Origin of the sequence: Mitsuokella multacida DSM 20544 (assembly GCF_000155955.1) — a bacterium.
GTDB classification, from domain to species: domain Bacteria; phylum Bacillota; class Negativicutes; order Selenomonadales; family Selenomonadaceae; genus Mitsuokella; species Mitsuokella multacida.
The window spans coordinates 570-15,695 of sequence record NZ_GG697144.2 but is presented as its reverse complement, the minus strand read 5'-3'; the positions used below and the strand labels follow the sequence as shown (position 1 = coordinate 15,695).

The 15,126-nt window shown below is 59.8% G+C and carries 14 protein-coding genes and 1 other annotated feature (1 of these 15 cut by a window edge); of the genes, 11 read left to right on the top strand and 3 right to left on the bottom strand.

The annotated features are described in order from the left end of the window. Nucleotides 1-149: 149 nt before the first annotated feature. Nucleotides 150-1,826 carry a carbon starvation CstA family protein gene (locus tag MITSMUL_RS11705; protein ID WP_040636473.1) on the top strand — a complete coding sequence of 559 codons (1,677 nt, stop codon included), beginning with the start codon at nt 150-152 and terminating at the stop codon, nt 1,824-1,826. Nucleotides 1,827-1,956: 130 nt separating this feature from the next. Here the strand turns inward: MITSMUL_RS11705 and MITSMUL_RS11700 are convergent, their stop codons facing one another. After that, nucleotides 1,957-3,147 (bottom strand): iron-containing alcohol dehydrogenase, encoded by a 1,191-nt coding sequence (locus tag MITSMUL_RS11700; RefSeq protein ID WP_005842998.1) that lies wholly within the window; start codon nt 3,145-3,147, stop codon nt 1,957-1,959. A gap of 329 nt (nt 3,148-3,476) precedes the next feature. Between MITSMUL_RS11700 and MITSMUL_RS11695 the strand changes: the two genes are divergently transcribed. Genes MITSMUL_RS11695 through MITSMUL_RS11680 form a run of 4 tightly spaced genes read left to right on the top strand, consistent with a single transcriptional unit; the run spans nt 3,477 to nt 6,176 of the window. Beyond that, a complete protein-coding gene (locus MITSMUL_RS11695) occupies nt 3,477-3,686 on the top strand; it encodes a 4Fe-4S dicluster domain-containing protein (protein ID WP_005842996.1) in 210 nt (69 codons plus the stop codon). Continuing rightward, nucleotides 3,683-4,825: a 2-oxoacid:acceptor oxidoreductase subunit alpha gene (locus MITSMUL_RS11690; protein ID WP_005842994.1), complete on the top strand. Its 1,143-nt coding sequence runs from the start codon at nt 3,683-3,685 to the stop codon at nt 4,823-4,825. The genes MITSMUL_RS11695 and MITSMUL_RS11690 overlap by 4 nt, the downstream gene beginning before the upstream one ends. Beyond that, nucleotides 4,825-5,646, top strand: coding sequence for a 2-oxoacid:ferredoxin oxidoreductase subunit beta (locus tag MITSMUL_RS11685; protein ID WP_005842992.1), 822 nt, complete (start codon nt 4,825-4,827; stop codon nt 5,644-5,646). The genes MITSMUL_RS11690 and MITSMUL_RS11685 overlap by 1 nt, the downstream gene beginning before the upstream one ends. Then, a complete protein-coding gene (locus MITSMUL_RS11680) occupies nt 5,643-6,176 on the top strand; it encodes a 2-oxoacid:acceptor oxidoreductase family protein (protein WP_005842990.1) in 534 nt (177 codons plus the stop codon). Before MITSMUL_RS11685 ends, MITSMUL_RS11680 begins: the two co-directional genes overlap by 4 nt. Nucleotides 6,177-6,256: 80 nt before the next feature. Here MITSMUL_RS11680 and MITSMUL_RS11675 read toward each other — a convergent pair whose 3' ends face one another. Both MITSMUL_RS11675 and MITSMUL_RS11670 read right to left on the bottom strand, forming a co-directional pair. Next, nucleotides 6,257-6,529 carry a hypothetical protein gene (locus MITSMUL_RS11675; protein ID WP_005842988.1) on the bottom strand — a complete coding sequence of 91 codons (273 nt, stop codon included), beginning with the start codon at nt 6,527-6,529 and terminating at the stop codon, nt 6,257-6,259. 114 nt (nt 6,530-6,643) lie between these two features. Further along, a complete protein-coding gene (locus tag MITSMUL_RS11670; protein ID WP_005842986.1) occupies nt 6,644-7,831 on the bottom strand; it encodes an MFS transporter in 1,188 nt (395 codons plus the stop codon). Between the two features lie 164 nt (nt 7,832-7,995). Between MITSMUL_RS11670 and MITSMUL_RS11665 the strand changes: the two genes are divergently transcribed. From MITSMUL_RS11665 to MITSMUL_RS11640, 6 genes are read left to right on the top strand one after another with little or no spacing between them, the layout of a single operon-like run. Beyond that, the gene (locus MITSMUL_RS11665) at nt 7,996-8,811 is read left to right on the top strand and encodes a Cof-type HAD-IIB family hydrolase (RefSeq protein ID WP_040636472.1); all 816 of its coding nucleotides are present in this window, start codon (nt 7,996-7,998) and stop codon (nt 8,809-8,811) included. Further along, nucleotides 8,804-9,730, top strand: coding sequence for an RNase adapter RapZ (rapZ, locus tag MITSMUL_RS11660; RefSeq protein WP_005842982.1), 927 nt, complete (start codon nt 8,804-8,806; stop codon nt 9,728-9,730). The genes MITSMUL_RS11665 and rapZ overlap by 8 nt, the downstream gene beginning before the upstream one ends. A gap of 2 nt (nt 9,731-9,732) precedes the next feature. Beyond that, entirely contained in the window at nt 9,733-11,061 is a 1,329-nt protein-coding gene (locus tag MITSMUL_RS11655; RefSeq protein ID WP_005842981.1) for a gluconeogenesis factor YvcK family protein, read from the top strand. Nucleotides 11,062-11,111: 50 nt separating this feature from the next. After that, the gene (gene whiA, locus MITSMUL_RS11650) at nt 11,112-12,095 is read left to right on the top strand and encodes a DNA-binding protein WhiA (RefSeq protein ID WP_005842979.1); all 984 of its coding nucleotides are present in this window, start codon (nt 11,112-11,114) and stop codon (nt 12,093-12,095) included. 5 nt (nt 12,096-12,100) lie between these two features. Further along, nucleotides 12,101-12,892, top strand: coding sequence for a polysaccharide deacetylase family protein (locus MITSMUL_RS11645; RefSeq protein WP_248614853.1), 792 nt, complete (start codon nt 12,101-12,103; stop codon nt 12,890-12,892). A gap of 41 nt (nt 12,893-12,933) precedes the next feature. Continuing rightward, complete coding sequence (locus tag MITSMUL_RS11640) at nt 12,934-14,265, top strand: hypothetical protein (RefSeq protein WP_040636470.1); 1,332 nt, start codon at nt 12,934-12,936, stop codon at nt 14,263-14,265. A gap of 474 nt (nt 14,266-14,739) precedes the next feature. Beyond that, nucleotides 14,740-15,126 (bottom strand) — a sequence feature (most likely nonfunctional fraction of RNA operon) (it continues 569 nt past the right edge of the window).

Below are 15,126 nucleotides of genomic sequence, written 5' to 3'. Positions count from 1 at the left end.
ACAAATTATCCATTAAGTGTCTATCGCAACGGAGCGAATGACCTTTCTCATTGGCATGTATCTTGCTCAGAGACAAAGAGGTCCCGTTCGCGAACGTTGCGAGCGGGATTTATTTTTATTGTTTCATTTGGGTAGAAAGAAGGATTCATATGACAGGATTAATGCTTGTCGGTATCGCACTCGTCTGGTTTGCCTGTGCGTACCTGTTCTATGGACGCTGGCTCGCAAAGACCTGGGGCATCGATCCGAAGGCACCGACACCGGCTGTCCGCAAGAATGATGGCCAGGATTATTCGCCGGCCTCCCGCTTCACGGTATTTGCGCATCAGTTCTCGTCCATCACGGGCGCAGGCCCTGTGACCGGCCCAATCATCGCCGCGATGTTCGGCTGGCTGCCGGCCTTCCTCTGGATCTTGATTGGCGGCGCGTTCTTCGGCGCGGTCCAGGATTTCACGGCGCTCTACGCATCGGTCAAGAATGAAGGCAAGTCGATGGGCCTGCTCATCGAGCAGTACGTCGGCCGCACGGGCCGCCGCCTGTTCCTGCTGTTCAGCTGGCTCTTCACGCTGCTCGTCATCGCAGCGTTTGCCGATATCATCGCGAAGACGTTCAACGGCTTCGGCGCCAACGGCACGCTCAACACGCCGGGCGCACAGGCCGCTACGATTTCCATGCTCTACATCGTCGTCGCCATGGGCTTCGGCATCTTCATCAGCAAGGTCAAGCCGTCCGGCGTCCTGAAGTTCATCGTCGCCGTCGTGCTCGTCGTCGCGATGTTCGCGGTCGGCATGCAGTTCCCGCTCTACTTCGATGTGCCGACTTGGCGCTACATCGTCTTCGGCTACTGCTTCATCGCAGCTGTCCTGCCGATGTGGCTGCTCATGGAGCCGCGCGATTACCTGAGCTCCTTCCTGCTGCTCGGCATGGTCGCCGGCGGCGTCATCGGCGTCCTCGCCGCAAACCCATCCGTCAATATGCCGGCCTTCGTCGGTTTTGAAGTCAATGGCAAGCCGCTGTTCCCGATCCTCTTCATCACGATCGCCTGCGGCGCTGTCTCCGGTTTCCACAGCCTCGTTTCCTCTGGTACGTCCTCGAAGGCCATCGCCAACGAGACGGATATGCTGCCAGTAGGCTACGGCGCGATGCTCTGCGAGTGCATGCTCGGCGTCGTCGCCCTCGCCATTGCCTGCGCCGCTGCATCGAACGGTGTCATGGCACAGGGCACGCCGTTCCAGATCTTTGCTGCCGGCATCAGCACGTTCTTCACGAACATCTTCGGCCTGCCGGCTGGCTTCTCGGCTTGCTTCATCACGATGTGCGTATCGGCACTCGGCATGACGACGATCGACTCCGTCGCCCGCATCGGCCGCATGTCCATGCAGGAGATGGTCAAGCCGAGCGATGGCGTTGAGGCGAGCAGCACGCAGAAGTTCTTCATGGACAAATACGTCTCCACGATCCTCACGCTCGTCTTCGCCTACGGCCTCTGCCTCGCCGGCTACATGAATATCTGGCCGCTGTTCGGCGCAGCCAACCAGCTGCTCTCCGCACTCGTCCTGATCTCCCTCGCCGTCTTCCTCAAGATGACGAACCGCAAGGGCTGGATGCTCTACGTGCCGATGGTATTCATGTTCATCGTCACGATGACGGCGCTCGTCATGAGCGTTTACGGCGGCATCATGAAGCTCATGGCCGGCAAGTTCCTCATCGGCGTCGACGGCCTGCAGCTCGTGCTCGCCATCGCCCTGATGACGCTTGCCTGCCTCGTCGTCAAGCACTGCGGCAAGGAGCTCCTCGACAAAGGACAGGCTGCCCTCGGCAAATGATGCCAAGAATCTCGATGCGCAAAGCACATCGATTTGATAACCCTTAAGTCATAAAGAATCCCCGGTCCCGGATGATGTAATCTGACATCATCTGAGACCGGGGATTTTTGTGTGCTTTTTTATCTGGTTATCAGGCGTTGGCGAGCTTGTAGATGGCGAGGACATCCTTGCGCGTGAGCGGGTGGAAGGTACCGAGCTTCTTCGTGTCGCCGGCGGTGGCGAGGTCAGCGAGGCTGTGGAGCTCGCTGTCGTTGAGCTTCGTCTGCAGGAGCTCTGGCAGGCTCACGGGCATGCCGAGGCTCTTGAAGTAGGCGACCATCTTCTCGATGCCGAGCTGGGCGCGCTCTTCTTCCGTGCCGCTGCTGGCATCTACGCCGAAGATGCGCTCGGCGAACTGCGCAAAGCGGGCGGTGTCATCGCGGTAGACGTACTTGGCCCAGGAGCCCCAGAGCGCCGTCAGTGAGGCGCCGTGCGTCGCGTCGAAGCGGGCGCTGAGCTCGTGGCCGAGCTTGTGGACGGAGAAGTCCTTGCCGCGGCCGAGCTCTGTGAAGTTGGAGTGGGAGACGCTGCCGCACCACATGATCTCGCTCATAGCATCGTAGTCCTCGTGGTTCTTGACGGCAACTCTAGAGGCATCCATGACAGTCTTGATGAGGTCCTCGGCCACGCGGTCGGTGAAGACATTGGCTTCCTTGACCTTGGTGAAGTAGCGCTCGAGCGTGTGCATGATGATGTCGGCGACGCCGCAGACGAGCTGCTTCTCGGGGACGGTGAAGGTCAGCTCCGGATTCATGAAGGCGAGGACCGGGCGGTTGAGCGGCGTGTTGAGGCCGACCTTGCGCATCGTGTCCTCATTCGTCAACACGGCGGAGTCGCTCGTCTCGCTGCCCGCAGCGGCGAGTGTCAGTACGGAACCGACGGGCATGGTCTTTTCGAGTTTGGCACGGCCGCTCCAGAAATCCCAGACGTCCGTGCCGGGGTTGGCCACGCCGTGCGCGATGGCCTTGGCCGAGTCGATGACGCTGCCGCCACCGACGGCGAGGATGAAGTTGGCTTTGAAGGCGAGTGCCTCGCGGACGCCCTCGCGCACGAGTGCGACGCGCGGGTTCGGCTGGACGCCGCCGAGCACCTGGAAGGCGAGGCCGGCGGACGTCAGCTGGCACTCGATGCGCGAGAGCAGACCGCTCCTGACGACGCTGCCGCCGCCGTAGACGATGTAGACGCGGCTCGCGCCGTACGCGCGCAGCTTCTCGGCCACGCGGTCCTCCGCATGGCGGCCGAAGATAATCTCTGTCGGCATCTTGAACTCAAAACTCTGCATAAGAAAACCTCCTAGATATGTGAATCGCAGTTTGTTGTCCCGGCTGTACCTTCTATTATTGGCGGCGGGGCGGGGAAAATCCTGCCGGCGCTCAAAAAGAAGGGGAACTGTCTTCGGATGGCGAACTATTCCATACGAGAATCCATGAAATCGCGGTACGATATTCGTAACGGTTCCACACACATTTACTTTGTATACATTCATGAATTTACAATAAAGCTGGATTTTTAGGCAAATATCTGCTATGATGTAAAAGTATATGGCGAAAGAAGCATAGTTCCTATGCATATTTTCACATAAAAGCTGTGATATCTTCAGGAGGGAATACCATGAAGTCAGAGATCACCATCAAGACGGTGCGCTGCAAGGGCTGCGGCATCTGCGCGGCGTTCTGCCCCAAGTCTGTGCTGGCCGTCAGCGAGCTCGGCAAGATACAGGTCGTCAACGGGGATGCGTGCATCGGCTGCGGTCAGTGCGAGCTGCGCTGCCCCGATTATGCGATTTTTGTGGATAGAGTCAAGGAGGAGGCCGCACAATGAGCAAAGCGAGATTGATGCAGGGCAATGAAGCCTGCGCAGAAGGTGCAATCGCGGCTGGCGTCAACTTCTTCGCCGGCTACCCGATCACGCCGTCCACGGAGATCGCGGAGACGATGGCACGCCTGCTGCCGAAACACGGCGGCAAGTTCGTCCAGATGGAAGATGAGATCGCGAGCATGGGCGCCATCCTCGGCGCGTCGCTGGCGGGCAGCAAGGTCATGGATGCGACGAGCGGTCCTGGCTTTTCCCTCAAGCAGGAGCTCATCGGCTACGCAGCCTGCGCGGAAATCCCGTGCGTGCTCGTCGATGTGCAGCGCGTCGGCCCGTCGACGGGCCAGCCGACTTCGCCGTCGCAGGGCGATGTCATGCAGGCGCGCTGGGGCACGCACGGCGACCATCCGATCATCGCGCTCGCGCCCTGGAGCGTGCGCGAGACGTACGATGCGACGGTCATGGCCGTCAACTATGCGGAGCGCTTCCGCACGCCGGTCATCCTGCTCATGGACGAGGTCATCGGCCATCTGCGCGAGAAGGTCGAGCTTCCGGATCACGTCGATGTCTACCCGCGCCGCAAGCCGAAGAAAACGCGCGCGGAGGGCTACGAGCCGTTTGCACCGGATGAGGACCTCGTGCCGAATGTTGCAGACTTCGGCCAGGGCTACCGCATCCACGTGACGGGCCTCATCCACGATGATACGGGCTTCCCGTCCGGCAGCCCGGAGGTCACGGAATCGTCGATCCGCCGCCTGCATGAGAAGATTGCGCGCGCCGGCGAGGAGATCATCCACACGGAATCGTACTTCATGGATGACGCCGAGTATGCCGTCGTCTCGTTCGGCGGCTCGGCGCGCACGGCATATGAGGCCGTGCGCATGGAGCGCGAGAAGGGCCGCAAAGTCGGCATGCTGCGCCTCATGACCATCTGGCCATTTGCCGACAAGGCCATCGAGGCGCTCTCGGCGAAGGTCAAGGGCATCCTTGTCGCGGAGCTCAACTACGGGCAGATCGTCAACGAGGTGCGCCGCGCCGCGCACAGCGACTGCAAGGTCTCGCTCTGCGGCAAATACGATATGAAATCATTTGAACCGGAGGACATCACCTCCGCTATCGAGAACATGATTGCAGGAGGTAATGCGTGATGGAACGGAGCTTCGAACAATATTTCCGCCAGGATCATCTGCCGCATCTCTGGTGTCCGGGCTGCGGCAACGGCATCGCGATGAAGGCCATCGTCCAGGCGGTCGAGAAGAAGGGCCTCTCGCAGGACAACACCGTCATCGTCTCGGGCATCGGCTGCTCGTCGCGCGCCTCGGGCTACATGGATTTTGATACCCTGCACACGGCGCACGGCCGCGCCATCCCGTTTGCGACGGGCATCAAGCTCGCCAACCCGGACCTCCACGTCATCGTCATCACGGGTGACGGCGATTGCACGGCCATCGGCGGCAATCACTTCATCCACGGCTGCCGCCGCAATGTGGACCTCACGGTCATCATGTTCAACAACAACATCTATGGCATGACGGGCGGCCAGGCCTCGCCGACGACGCCAATCGGCGCCAAGGCGACGACGGCACCGTACGGCTCCGTCGACCGCACCTTCGATGCCTGCAAGCTCGCAGAGGCAGCCGGTGCGACGTACGTCGCGCGCTCGACGGCCTTCCATGTCCAGCACATGGCCAACATGATCGCCGAGGGCATCGATAACGATGGCTTCTCGTTCATCGAGGCAATGGTCCAGTGCCCGACTGCGTTCGGCCGCAAGAACCGCATGGGCAGCCCCGCGGACATGCTCAAGTGGATGCGCGACCACGCCGTCATGAAGGCGGCCTGGGACAAGCTGCCGGAGGAGAAGCGCGAGGACAAGTTCCCGATTGGCTGCCTCTATAAGGCGCAGGCCATCGACTACGATGCCGCATACGACCAGGTCATCGAACGTGCAGGGGGTGCTCATAAATGAGGAAACAGCTTAGATTATCGGGTTCGGGCGGCCAGGGCGTCATCACGGCGGCCATCATCCTCGCGGCTGCGGCCGTAGATGAGGGCAAGGAGGCCGTCCAGTCGCAGTCGTACGGTCCGGAGGCGCGCGGCGGCGCCTCGAAATCCGAGGTCATCATCGACGATGCGCCCATCTACCATCCGCACGTCATCGTGCCGGACCTCGTGCTGGCCATGACGCAGAAGGCAGCCGACAAGTACTATAAGGACCTCAATCCCGATGGCCTTCTCGTTCTCGATGAGCAGCTCGTGCCGAATGTCCCCGACTTCCCGCACGTCGTGCGCATCCCCATCACGAAGATCGCCGTCGAGAAAGTCGGCAAGCCGCTCTTTGCAAACATCGTCGCCCTCGGCGCCCTCGTGCGCCTCACGGGCATCGTCTCCTTCGACGCCATCAAGAAAGCCGTCGCCAACCGCGTGCCGCCGCACACCGTCGACGCCAACATGAAAGCCCTAGAGCTCGGCTGGGAAGCAGCCGCTGCTAAGGTATGACACAGCAATTGCGTTCTATATAAAAAGGCCAGGTCCCTCTTTGAGGGCCTGGCCTTTTGGCTGGCAGTAGTTCAAGCGTTTCAGATAAACATGTGGCGCATGCAGAGCACGAGGAAGCAGACGAGCGCGAGGCCGAAGCTGAAGATCTCGACGCAGCGCACGGGGTAGACGCAGTGGAGCGGGATATCGACGACGCGCGGGATGTTGCTGGCGAGCAGGGAGATAGCGATGGAGACGTAGAGCAGGATGTTCGTCAGCGGTGCGGTGTGCACCTCGGAGAAGGCGCGCAGCAGCAGGTAGAGGGCAAAGGCGATGAAGAAGTAAGCGATTTTATCTGCAATGTGTATGTTCATAGGGCCACATCCTTTGGGTGCCGGGGTAGAGCGGTTTAAACACCTTGTTAGTTCTGCATGAGGGCGGCAAAATCCTGCCACTGCTCTGCAAACAGATCGCCTTGGCCGATTGGTTCAGCAGCCGCGCTGGCCGCGGTAGTGGCGCCAGATGGCGGAGCTCAGGCAGAGCAGCAGGACGCCGGAGAAGGCGAAGACCCAGTGGATGCCGAGGAATGTCGCGATGAGGCCGCCGAGCAGGGGGCCTGCCATCGAGCCGACCTGCTGCGCGGCGAACAGCATGCCGAAAATGCGCCCCTTATAAGACGGCGGCGTGTTGTTGGCGAGCACGGCGTTGATGGCGGGGTGGATGCCGCAGAAGAAGAGGCCGCCGACGAACTGCATGATGGCAAACGGCAGGAGCGTGTCGGGGATGCCCTGGATGATCATAGAGAGGCCGGCACCGGCCATGCCGAGGCACATGGCGCGGAAGAAACCGCGCCGCTGGCCAAACGTCCCCCAGAACGGCGCGGCGATGGCGCCCGCGATGCCGCCGAGCGAGAAGACGAAGCCGGCGACGAAGACGATGTTCGGCAGCGGGCCGGCGAGCTTGGTGATGTACGTCGTGAGGACTGGCTGCAGGATCAGGATGACCATCTGCACGAGCGTGCCGCAGAGCAGCATGTTGCGCAAAAGAGGCATATGCCAGGGAGAGACATTGTCCTCGGGCACTTCCTCCGTTGCAGCGGCCTTCTTGGCGATGGGCGGTTCCTTGATGATGAAGGCAAAGATCAGGAAGTTCGTGAAGAGCGCGGCAGCGGCGAGGAAGAAGGAGTAGCGCATGCCGACGGCTTCGGCGAGGATGCCGCCGAGCAGGGGGCCAACGACGCCGCCGGCTGTCAGGGTGCCCTGCATGACGCCGAGGCAGAAGCCGATCTTCTTGGGTGGTGCATAGAGCGTCATGATGGCGAGGTCCATCGGCCAGAGGCCGGAGGCAAAGCCCTGGAACAAGCGCATGAGCGTGAGCTGGCCCGGCGTCTCGACGATGCCGCCGAGGAAGTAGCTGATGGCGAGCAGGAAACTCGCGCGCATGGCCATGAGCCGCTTGCCCTTCGTGTCGGCCATGCGGCCCCAGATTGGCGCCATGACGGCCGAAACGAGGAAGGTGGCGGAGAAGACAATGCCGGACCAGAGGTTGACATCAGCGTCAGATACGCCGAGTTCCATCGTCAGGTACATCGGCAGGAACGGGATGAGCATCGTGTAGCTCGAGGACATGAAGAGGATGTTGCACGTGAGGATTGTGAGGACGAGCTTCCAATTCAAGAAAAGACCTTCTTTCTTCTATCAGGGAAATACCATCTTTCTATTCTATCATGGGGATAGAAATAAGCAAAGCCTATCCTTGCGGCTCGTATTGCGGCTTGCATTTTTGGCCCGATGTGGAGATAATAAGATTAGGTTACTTCCATTATGAAGGAGGCATGCATATGTCCGTAAAACTCTTTGTGACGGATCTGGATGGGACGCTGCTGCCGAGCGGCAAGGATGTCCCGCGTGAAAATATAGAAGCCGTGCAGCAGGCGGTGCGCGCTGGCGTCATCGTGACGATTGCGACGGGTCGCATGTACCGGGCGGCCCTGCCTGTGGCGGAGGCGCTCGGCGTCGATGTGCCAATCATCACCTACAACGGCGCGCTGATCAAGTCGACGCAGGGCAAGGTCTACCACACGAGCTATCTGAAGCCTGAGGTCATCAGGCAGGTCGTAGACTTCTGCCAAGAGCAGGGCTGGTACCTGCAGTCGTACAGCCGCGATGAGCTCTGGGTGCCCGTGCATGATGAACACGCGCAACACTATGAGCAGGAGCAGAAGGTCACGGGCCATGTCGTCGGCTGGGACGGCCTGTGCGAGCAGACGCAAGAGGTCTGCAAGCTCTTGACCGTCTCGGAGGACGGTGAGGAGACGAACCGCCGCCTCGCCATCCTCAATGAGCGCTTTGGCAAGGAAATCGTCGCCATGCAGTCGAACGCCCGCTACGGCGAAATCGTCAACCCGGGCGTCTCGAAGGCCGAGGGGATTCGCCGCTTGGCCGATAAGCTCGGCATCGCCATCGAGGACACGATGGCCATCGGCGATTCGTACAACGACCTGCCAATGCTCAAGGCCGCAGGCCACAGCGTGGCGATGGGCAATGCCGTACCGGAGGTCAAGGCAGTCTGCGACTACGAGACAGGTCGCTGCGAGGACTTTGGCTTCGCGCAGGCCATCCGTGAGCTGGTACTTGGAGGTGGGTCAGATGAGTGAAATGGTAAAATCGGAACAGGCAAAGGAAGATTCTTTTCGCCTCGTCATCGTGACGGGCATGTCAGGCGGCGGCAAGACGCAGGCGAGCCGCTATCTTGAGGACCTCGGGTACTTCTGCGTGGACAACCTGCCACCTGTCTTCATCCCGAAGTTCGTTGAGCTCTGCAAGCATTCCGGCGGCCATGTCCGCAAGGTCGTGCTCGTCGTCGACACGCGCAGCCGCGAGTTCTTCGACACGTTTGTCCACACGCTCAACGACATGGACAAGGATGATGTGCCGTATGAGATGCTCTTCATGGATGCATCAGACCCGGCCATCATCCGCCGCTACAAGGAGACACGCCGCCGCCATCCAATGGCGCCGTCCTCGCGCATCTCGGAGGGCATCGCCAAGGAGCGCGAGCGCTTGGCACCCGTGCGTGCGAAGGCGACGTACATCATCGACACGTCGGAACTGCGCAAGGTCGACCTGCGCGACAAGATCCACCGGCTGTTCGGCACATCGGGCGGCGAGCAGATGAGCATCAACGTGCTGTCGTTCGGCTTCAAGTTCGGCATGCCGCTCGATGCAGACATGGTCTTTGATGTGCGCTTCCTGCCGAACCCGTTCTACATCGAATCGATGCGCCACAAGAGCGGCGCCGTGCCGGAGGTGGCCGAGTACATCGCGAAGTGGCCGGTGACGAAGGAGTTCACGCGTCTGCTCGACGAGATGCTCGACTTCCTCGTGCCGCAGTACATCAAAGAGGGCAAGAGCCAGTTCGTCATCGCGGTCGGCTGCACGGGCGGCATGCACCGCAGTGTCTACATTGCCAAGCACATCTTCGACCGCCTGACGGCGCAGGGCTACTCGACGCGGCTCGAGCACCGCGACCTCATGAAGAACGATGTGCGCGAACATGTACGTGAGGAGTGTTGAGCATGCATCTTCTGAAATGGCTCTACCCGGGCATGAAATTCAAGCGATGGCTGCTGCTCTTCTCGGTCGGCGTCATGCTCGTCAGCCTCGGGCTCGCACTCGTCTTCAACTACAAGTACCTCGATGTCATCGAGGAGGCGATCTTCCGCGCGGTCTACCTCTGGAAGGGCAGCTACAATTACATGTTCACGACGCTGGCAGGCATCGCGGTCGTCATCGTGGGCGTCGGGCTTATGCTGATCGCGACGCGCTTCGTCATTCGCTCGGTCATCACGGTGCTCTTGCCGGATAATTCGGAGCGCCTCGTCGACATCATCTACGAGAAGCGCCGCCTCGGCAAGGGGCCGAACATCGCCGTCATTGGCGGCGGCCACGGCCTCTCCGTGCTCCTGCGCGGCATCAAGGCTGCGACCTCGAACGTTTCGGCTGTCGTGACGGTTGCCGATGATGGCGGCTCTTCCGGCAGGCTGCGCGAGGACCTCGGCATCATCCCGCCGGGCGACCTGCGCAACTGTCTCGTCGCGTTGGCCGATACCGAGCCTTTGATGGAGAAGCTCTTCCAGTATCGCTTCAAAGGCAAGAGCGAGCTTGCCGGCCACTCCTTCGGCAACCTCTTCATCGCAGCGATGACGGAGGTCACGGGCGATGTCGAGACGGCCCTGCGCGAGTCGTCGAAGGTCCTGGCCGTCAAGGGTGAGGTCCTGCCGGCTTCGAAGGAGCACGTGCGCCTCGACGCTATCATGGACGACGGCACCGTCGTCGAGGGCGAATCGCACATCCCGGAGGTGCACAAGCACATCCGCCGCGTCAAGCTCTTCCCACCGCATGTCCAGCCGGTGCAGGCTGCGCTCGATGCGCTGACGAATGCCGATGCCATCATCCTCGGCCCGGGCAGCCTCTACACGAGCATCATGCCGAACCTGCTCGTCGATGGCGTGGCTGACACGCTGCGCAAGAGCAAGGCCATCAAGATCTACATCTGCAACGTCATGACGCAGCCCGGCGAGACGGACGGCTACACGGCTTCGATGCACGCCAAGGCCATCCTCGACCACGGCGGGCAGGGCGTCATCGACTACATGCTCGTCAACAACGCGCCCATCTCCAAGGAGATGCAGGCCTACTATGCCAAAGAAGGCGCCTATCCGGTCGAGGTCGATGAGGACGCGATCAATGCGCTCGGCATTGGCTTCATCAAGGCGGACATCATCAATGAGTCCGACGTCATCCGTCACGACCCGCAGAAGCTCTGCCGCAATGTCATGAAGATGGTCGACGGCATGCGTCCCGGCAATGGCAGCGATCACTACATGCGCGGAAAACATAGCTAGTAGATATTTCAATTAGTAAGATTGATAAACGAGATAAATGGATAGGAGGCATGATCTTGCCGTCATTTGCAACGGAAGTCAAGAATGAGCTGGCCAGACTGACGTATGAGGATTCCTGCTGCCGGACGGCGGAGCTCGCAGCGCTCCTGCGCATGGGTGCGACCATCACCTTCGGCATGCACCACACCTTTGGCCTCAACTTCACGACGGAAAATGCGGCCGTGGCGCGCAAGGTGCTGCAGCTCCTCAAGAGCGAGGGCGGCAGCATCCGCACGGAGATCACGGTGAGCCGCAGCCGCAGGCTCAAGAAGAACAACAGCTACAGCGTCCGCGTCATGCCGGCACCGCCTGTCGCCACGCTGCTCGAACACCTCGGCTTCCTCCACGACGAGAGCCTCAACATGGACTCGGACATGGGCATCTTGCGGAAATCCTGTTGCCGCGCCGCGTATCTTCGCGGCGCTTTTCTAGGCGGCGGCAGCGTCAATCGCCCGGAGGCCAGCTACCATCTCGAGCTCGTCACCGGCAGCTACGGCCTCGGCAACCTGCTCTACACGCTGATGAAGCGCATGGAATTCCCTGTCGGCTTCACGGACCGCAAGGATTCGTACATCGTCTACCTCAAGGAATGCGATGCGATCATTGACTTCCTGGCCATGCTGCAGGCAGACAAGGCAGTAGAGGCCTTTGAGATCGCGCGCAACATCAAGGAAGTGCGCTCGCAGGTCAACCGCCTCGTCAACTGCGAGACGGCGAACCTGCAGAAAGCCGTGGATGCGGCACTCTGCCAGCTCCACGATATTGAAGTGCTGCGCCGGCAGAAAGGGGGCCTTGCGGCCCTGCCGGACCGCCTGCGCGAGACGGCGGAGGCGCGCCTTGAAGAGCCCGGCGCGAGCATCGTGGAGCTCGGCGACATGCTCGGCGTCAGCAAGTCTGGCGTCAATCACCGCTTGCGCAAGCTTCATGCGTTGGCTGCCGCAATCGAGAAAGAAGAAGGAAAAGAGAAGGAAAAGGAAGGGGATCATACGGTTTGAGTCGCTTGAAGAAATGGTTATTGGGTCTTTGTTTCCTGCTCCTGGCCGTTGCCCTCTGGGTTGTGTTCTCACCGACGCCACAGGGGATACCGGTCCTCGAGTACCATGAAGTCGCAGAATCTGTCGATGAAGACGCCTACGTCTACAATGTGCCGCCGGAGGAGTTCCGCCAGCAGCTGGACTACCTCCAGCAGCAGGGCTACACGACCATCTCGATGCTCGACTTCATGAAGGCCAAGCGCGGCAAGATGGAACTGCCGGCGAAGCCGATCATCCTGACATTTGACGATGGCTATGAGGACAACTACACGGACCTGTTGCCCATCCTCGAGGAATACGGTATGAAGGCGACGGTCTACGTCATTACGAATGAGATCGGCCAGCCGGGCTATCTGAACTGGGAACAACTCCGTGATATGCAGGATCGCGGCATCGAGATCGGCAGCCATACGGCCAATCACGACCCGCTGACCGGGATGGATGCAGCGAGACAGCTCGATGAAGTGCATCTGTCGAAGCTACTGCTGGAGTGGAACGGCATCCACACGGTCTACACATTCTCGTATCCGAATGGCGCCTACGACGCGGCGCTGCCGGCGCTTCTCGCGCAGAACGAGTACCTGACCGCCGTGACAGGGGACGCCGGGCTCAACACGTTTGAGACGGACCCGTACCTGATGCAGCGCGTCAACATCCCGCATCCGCGCTTCGGGCTGCTGGAGTTCAAGCTGCGCCTGCTCAAGGCCGAGGTCTTTACGAAGCTCCGCATCCATCAGCATTTGGAGAACCCATCATGAGACAGTTTTATGCAAGACGTTCGAAAAGGAAGATTGCACACATGAAACGAAGGAAGAAGATTGCAGCTGGCCTGCTGGCCTGCCTGGTATCCGGCGTATTCTTCTCACAGAATGCGCTGGCCCGCCATAAGGAGGCCGCGCCGGCTCCTGCTGCCGTGCAGCAGACGGCTCAGACGGCGGTGGATGCTGCTAAGACCGATAAAGCCGATGCAGGTAAAAAGGAAAACAAGCGCAAGAAGGCAGAGCCCGCCAAGCAGCAGAACGCGGCCGTCGGCATCCAGCAGAAGGTGGCGGAGATCCTGCGGGAGCACGTCGCGCAGAATGCGCGCAAGAATGTGCTGAAGTCGCATGTTATGAAGATGTGGCCCGTGGAGTCGAAGGATGAGGGTGGAACGCTGCTCTTCTCGGACAGCCCCGAGTCCGTCACAGATGACGGTATCCTCTACCAGGATACCGTGAAGGGGGAGGCCCGCATCCTCTACTACCACCTGAACAGCAGCGATTCCGACAAGAAGGTGGCCGTCGTCCTGCAGAGTGCGGACGGCCAGCCGGCCATCGTCCGCGTGACGCGCGGCGGCGCATGCTATCCGAGCCCCGATTACCTCCATGTCGGCAAGATGACGCAGATGGCGTACTTCGAGGGCGAGGCACACGGTGATATCTACATCGGCCGCGGCCGCCATCGCCTGCTGCAGGAGAACATGGATACGACCATCCTGCATCCGGGCGACCTCGTCTACGGCGTCTATGACTTCGCATCCAACCGTCCCATCAAGGTCTCGGTCATCATGTACCCTGCCGATGCCAATCCGTTTGAATTCCTCGAGCAGGCCCATGTCCTGCCGAAGGATGAGCAGCGTCTGCGCGGCACGTTCCACGGCATGAACCGCATCGTGACATCGTCGCAGGTGTACGACCCGGCGGTGGACGGCACGGTCTACTTCCCGCTGGCCGACGATATCCACGACCACTACCGTACGGGCATCGACGCGACAGACGGCAGCGCTGTCACGAACTACGGCAATTACGGTGTGCTCTACAAGCTGCAGATCCCCGTCGCGAAGGACGGAGCGGTCCAGTACTACCTGAGCCCGCTCGGCGGTGTCTATGCCGGGGCCATGACGGTGGAACGGGAGACGACAAGGCGCCGTATGATCGAGACGCCGTACGGGCGGCCGTACTTCGGCGATGCGACGCCGCCGGAGTCGGATGCCACGCAGAAGGCACGCGAAGAGGGGCTGGCCATCCTGACGGATACAACAGAGCTCACGGACCTCGGCGCCTACGATGGAGACAGACCGGTCACGTTCGAGTTCTCGCCGCCGGGCGCCTCGAACCTTCCCATCAATATCATCATGATGCCGGCAGAATGAGCCGGCTCAGCAGGGCCATCTCTTGGTGTCCCTGCCTTTTTTATCTTTTTTCAAAATAAGTGTTGACAACTCGTTTTGTATACTGTATCATAATACAAGTCGCTGAGAGATACGGCAACGGCAAAAGCCCATAAGCCTTGATCGGCAAGGGATTTGCAGGAAGCTCAAAAGAACTTGAAAAAAGAAAGAAAAAACTTCTTGACAAGCTCCGCTCGATGCGATAAGATATAAAAGTCGCTTGAAGCAAACGGCTTTCAAATGAAAGTTCGAAAGCAGGCTTCGAAAGACAAAGTTGTTCTTTGAAAACTAAACAATGCAACATGAATCATTTGTGATTCAAGCCAGATGTTTCTAAAAACATCGATTGATTATGAACATAAGCAATCGGCAATTTCTTTACTGAGCTTTGATTTATCAAGGTTCAGGCCAAAAAGATTATTAGAGCCAATCAAGGTTCTTCATAAATTTTATGGAGAGTTTGATCCTGGCTCAGGACGAACGCTGGCGGCGTGCTTAACACATGCAAGTCGAACGAGACGATTGAAAGCTTGCTTTTGAAAGTCGAGTGGCAAACGGGTGAGTAACGCGTAGACAACCTGCCGTAAAGATGGGGACAACAGTCCGAAAGGACTGCTAATACCGAATGTTGTGGAACTTCCGCATGGGAGCTCTACTAAAGATGGCCTCTACTTGTAAGCTATCGCTTTACGATGGGTCTGCGTCTGATTAGCTAGTTGGTGGGGTAATGGCTTACCAAGGCGACGATCAGTAGCCGGTCTGAGAGGATGAACGGCCACATTGGAACTGAGACACGGTCCAGACTCCTACGGGAGGCAGCAGTGGGGAATCTTCCGCAATGGG

Excerpts from the sequence above, each read along its gene's own strand:
- MITSMUL_RS11700 (WP_005842998.1), bottom strand. The coding sequence starts at position 3,147 with ATGCAGAGTTTTGAGTTCAAGATGCCGACAGAGATTATCTTCGGCCGC.
- MITSMUL_RS11640 (WP_040636470.1), top strand. The coding sequence starts at position 12,934 with ATGAAACGAAGGAAGAAGATTGCAGCTGGCCTGCTGGCCTGCCTGGTA.
- MITSMUL_RS11695 (WP_005842996.1), top strand. The coding sequence starts at position 3,477 with ATGAAGTCAGAGATCACCATCAAGACGGTGCGCTGCAAGGGCTGCGGC.
- MITSMUL_RS11655 (WP_005842981.1), top strand. The coding sequence starts at position 9,733 with ATGCATCTTCTGAAATGGCTCTACCCGGGCATGAAATTCAAGCGATGG.
- MITSMUL_RS11665 (WP_040636472.1), top strand. The coding sequence starts at position 7,996 with ATGTCCGTAAAACTCTTTGTGACGGATCTGGATGGGACGCTGCTGCCG.
- MITSMUL_RS11675 (WP_005842988.1), bottom strand. The coding sequence starts at position 6,529 with ATGAACATACACATTGCAGATAAAATCGCTTACTTCTTCATCGCCTTT.
- MITSMUL_RS11685 (WP_005842992.1), top strand. The coding sequence starts at position 4,825 with ATGGAACGGAGCTTCGAACAATATTTCCGCCAGGATCATCTGCCGCAT.
- MITSMUL_RS11690 (WP_005842994.1), top strand. The coding sequence starts at position 3,683 with ATGAGCAAAGCGAGATTGATGCAGGGCAATGAAGCCTGCGCAGAAGGT.
- MITSMUL_RS11705 (WP_040636473.1), top strand. The coding sequence starts at position 150 with ATGACAGGATTAATGCTTGTCGGTATCGCACTCGTCTGGTTTGCCTGT.
- rapZ (WP_005842982.1), top strand. The coding sequence starts at position 8,804 with ATGAGTGAAATGGTAAAATCGGAACAGGCAAAGGAAGATTCTTTTCGC.
- whiA (WP_005842979.1), top strand. The coding sequence starts at position 11,112 with ATGATCTTGCCGTCATTTGCAACGGAAGTCAAGAATGAGCTGGCCAGA.
- MITSMUL_RS11680 (WP_005842990.1), top strand. The coding sequence starts at position 5,643 with ATGAGGAAACAGCTTAGATTATCGGGTTCGGGCGGCCAGGGCGTCATC.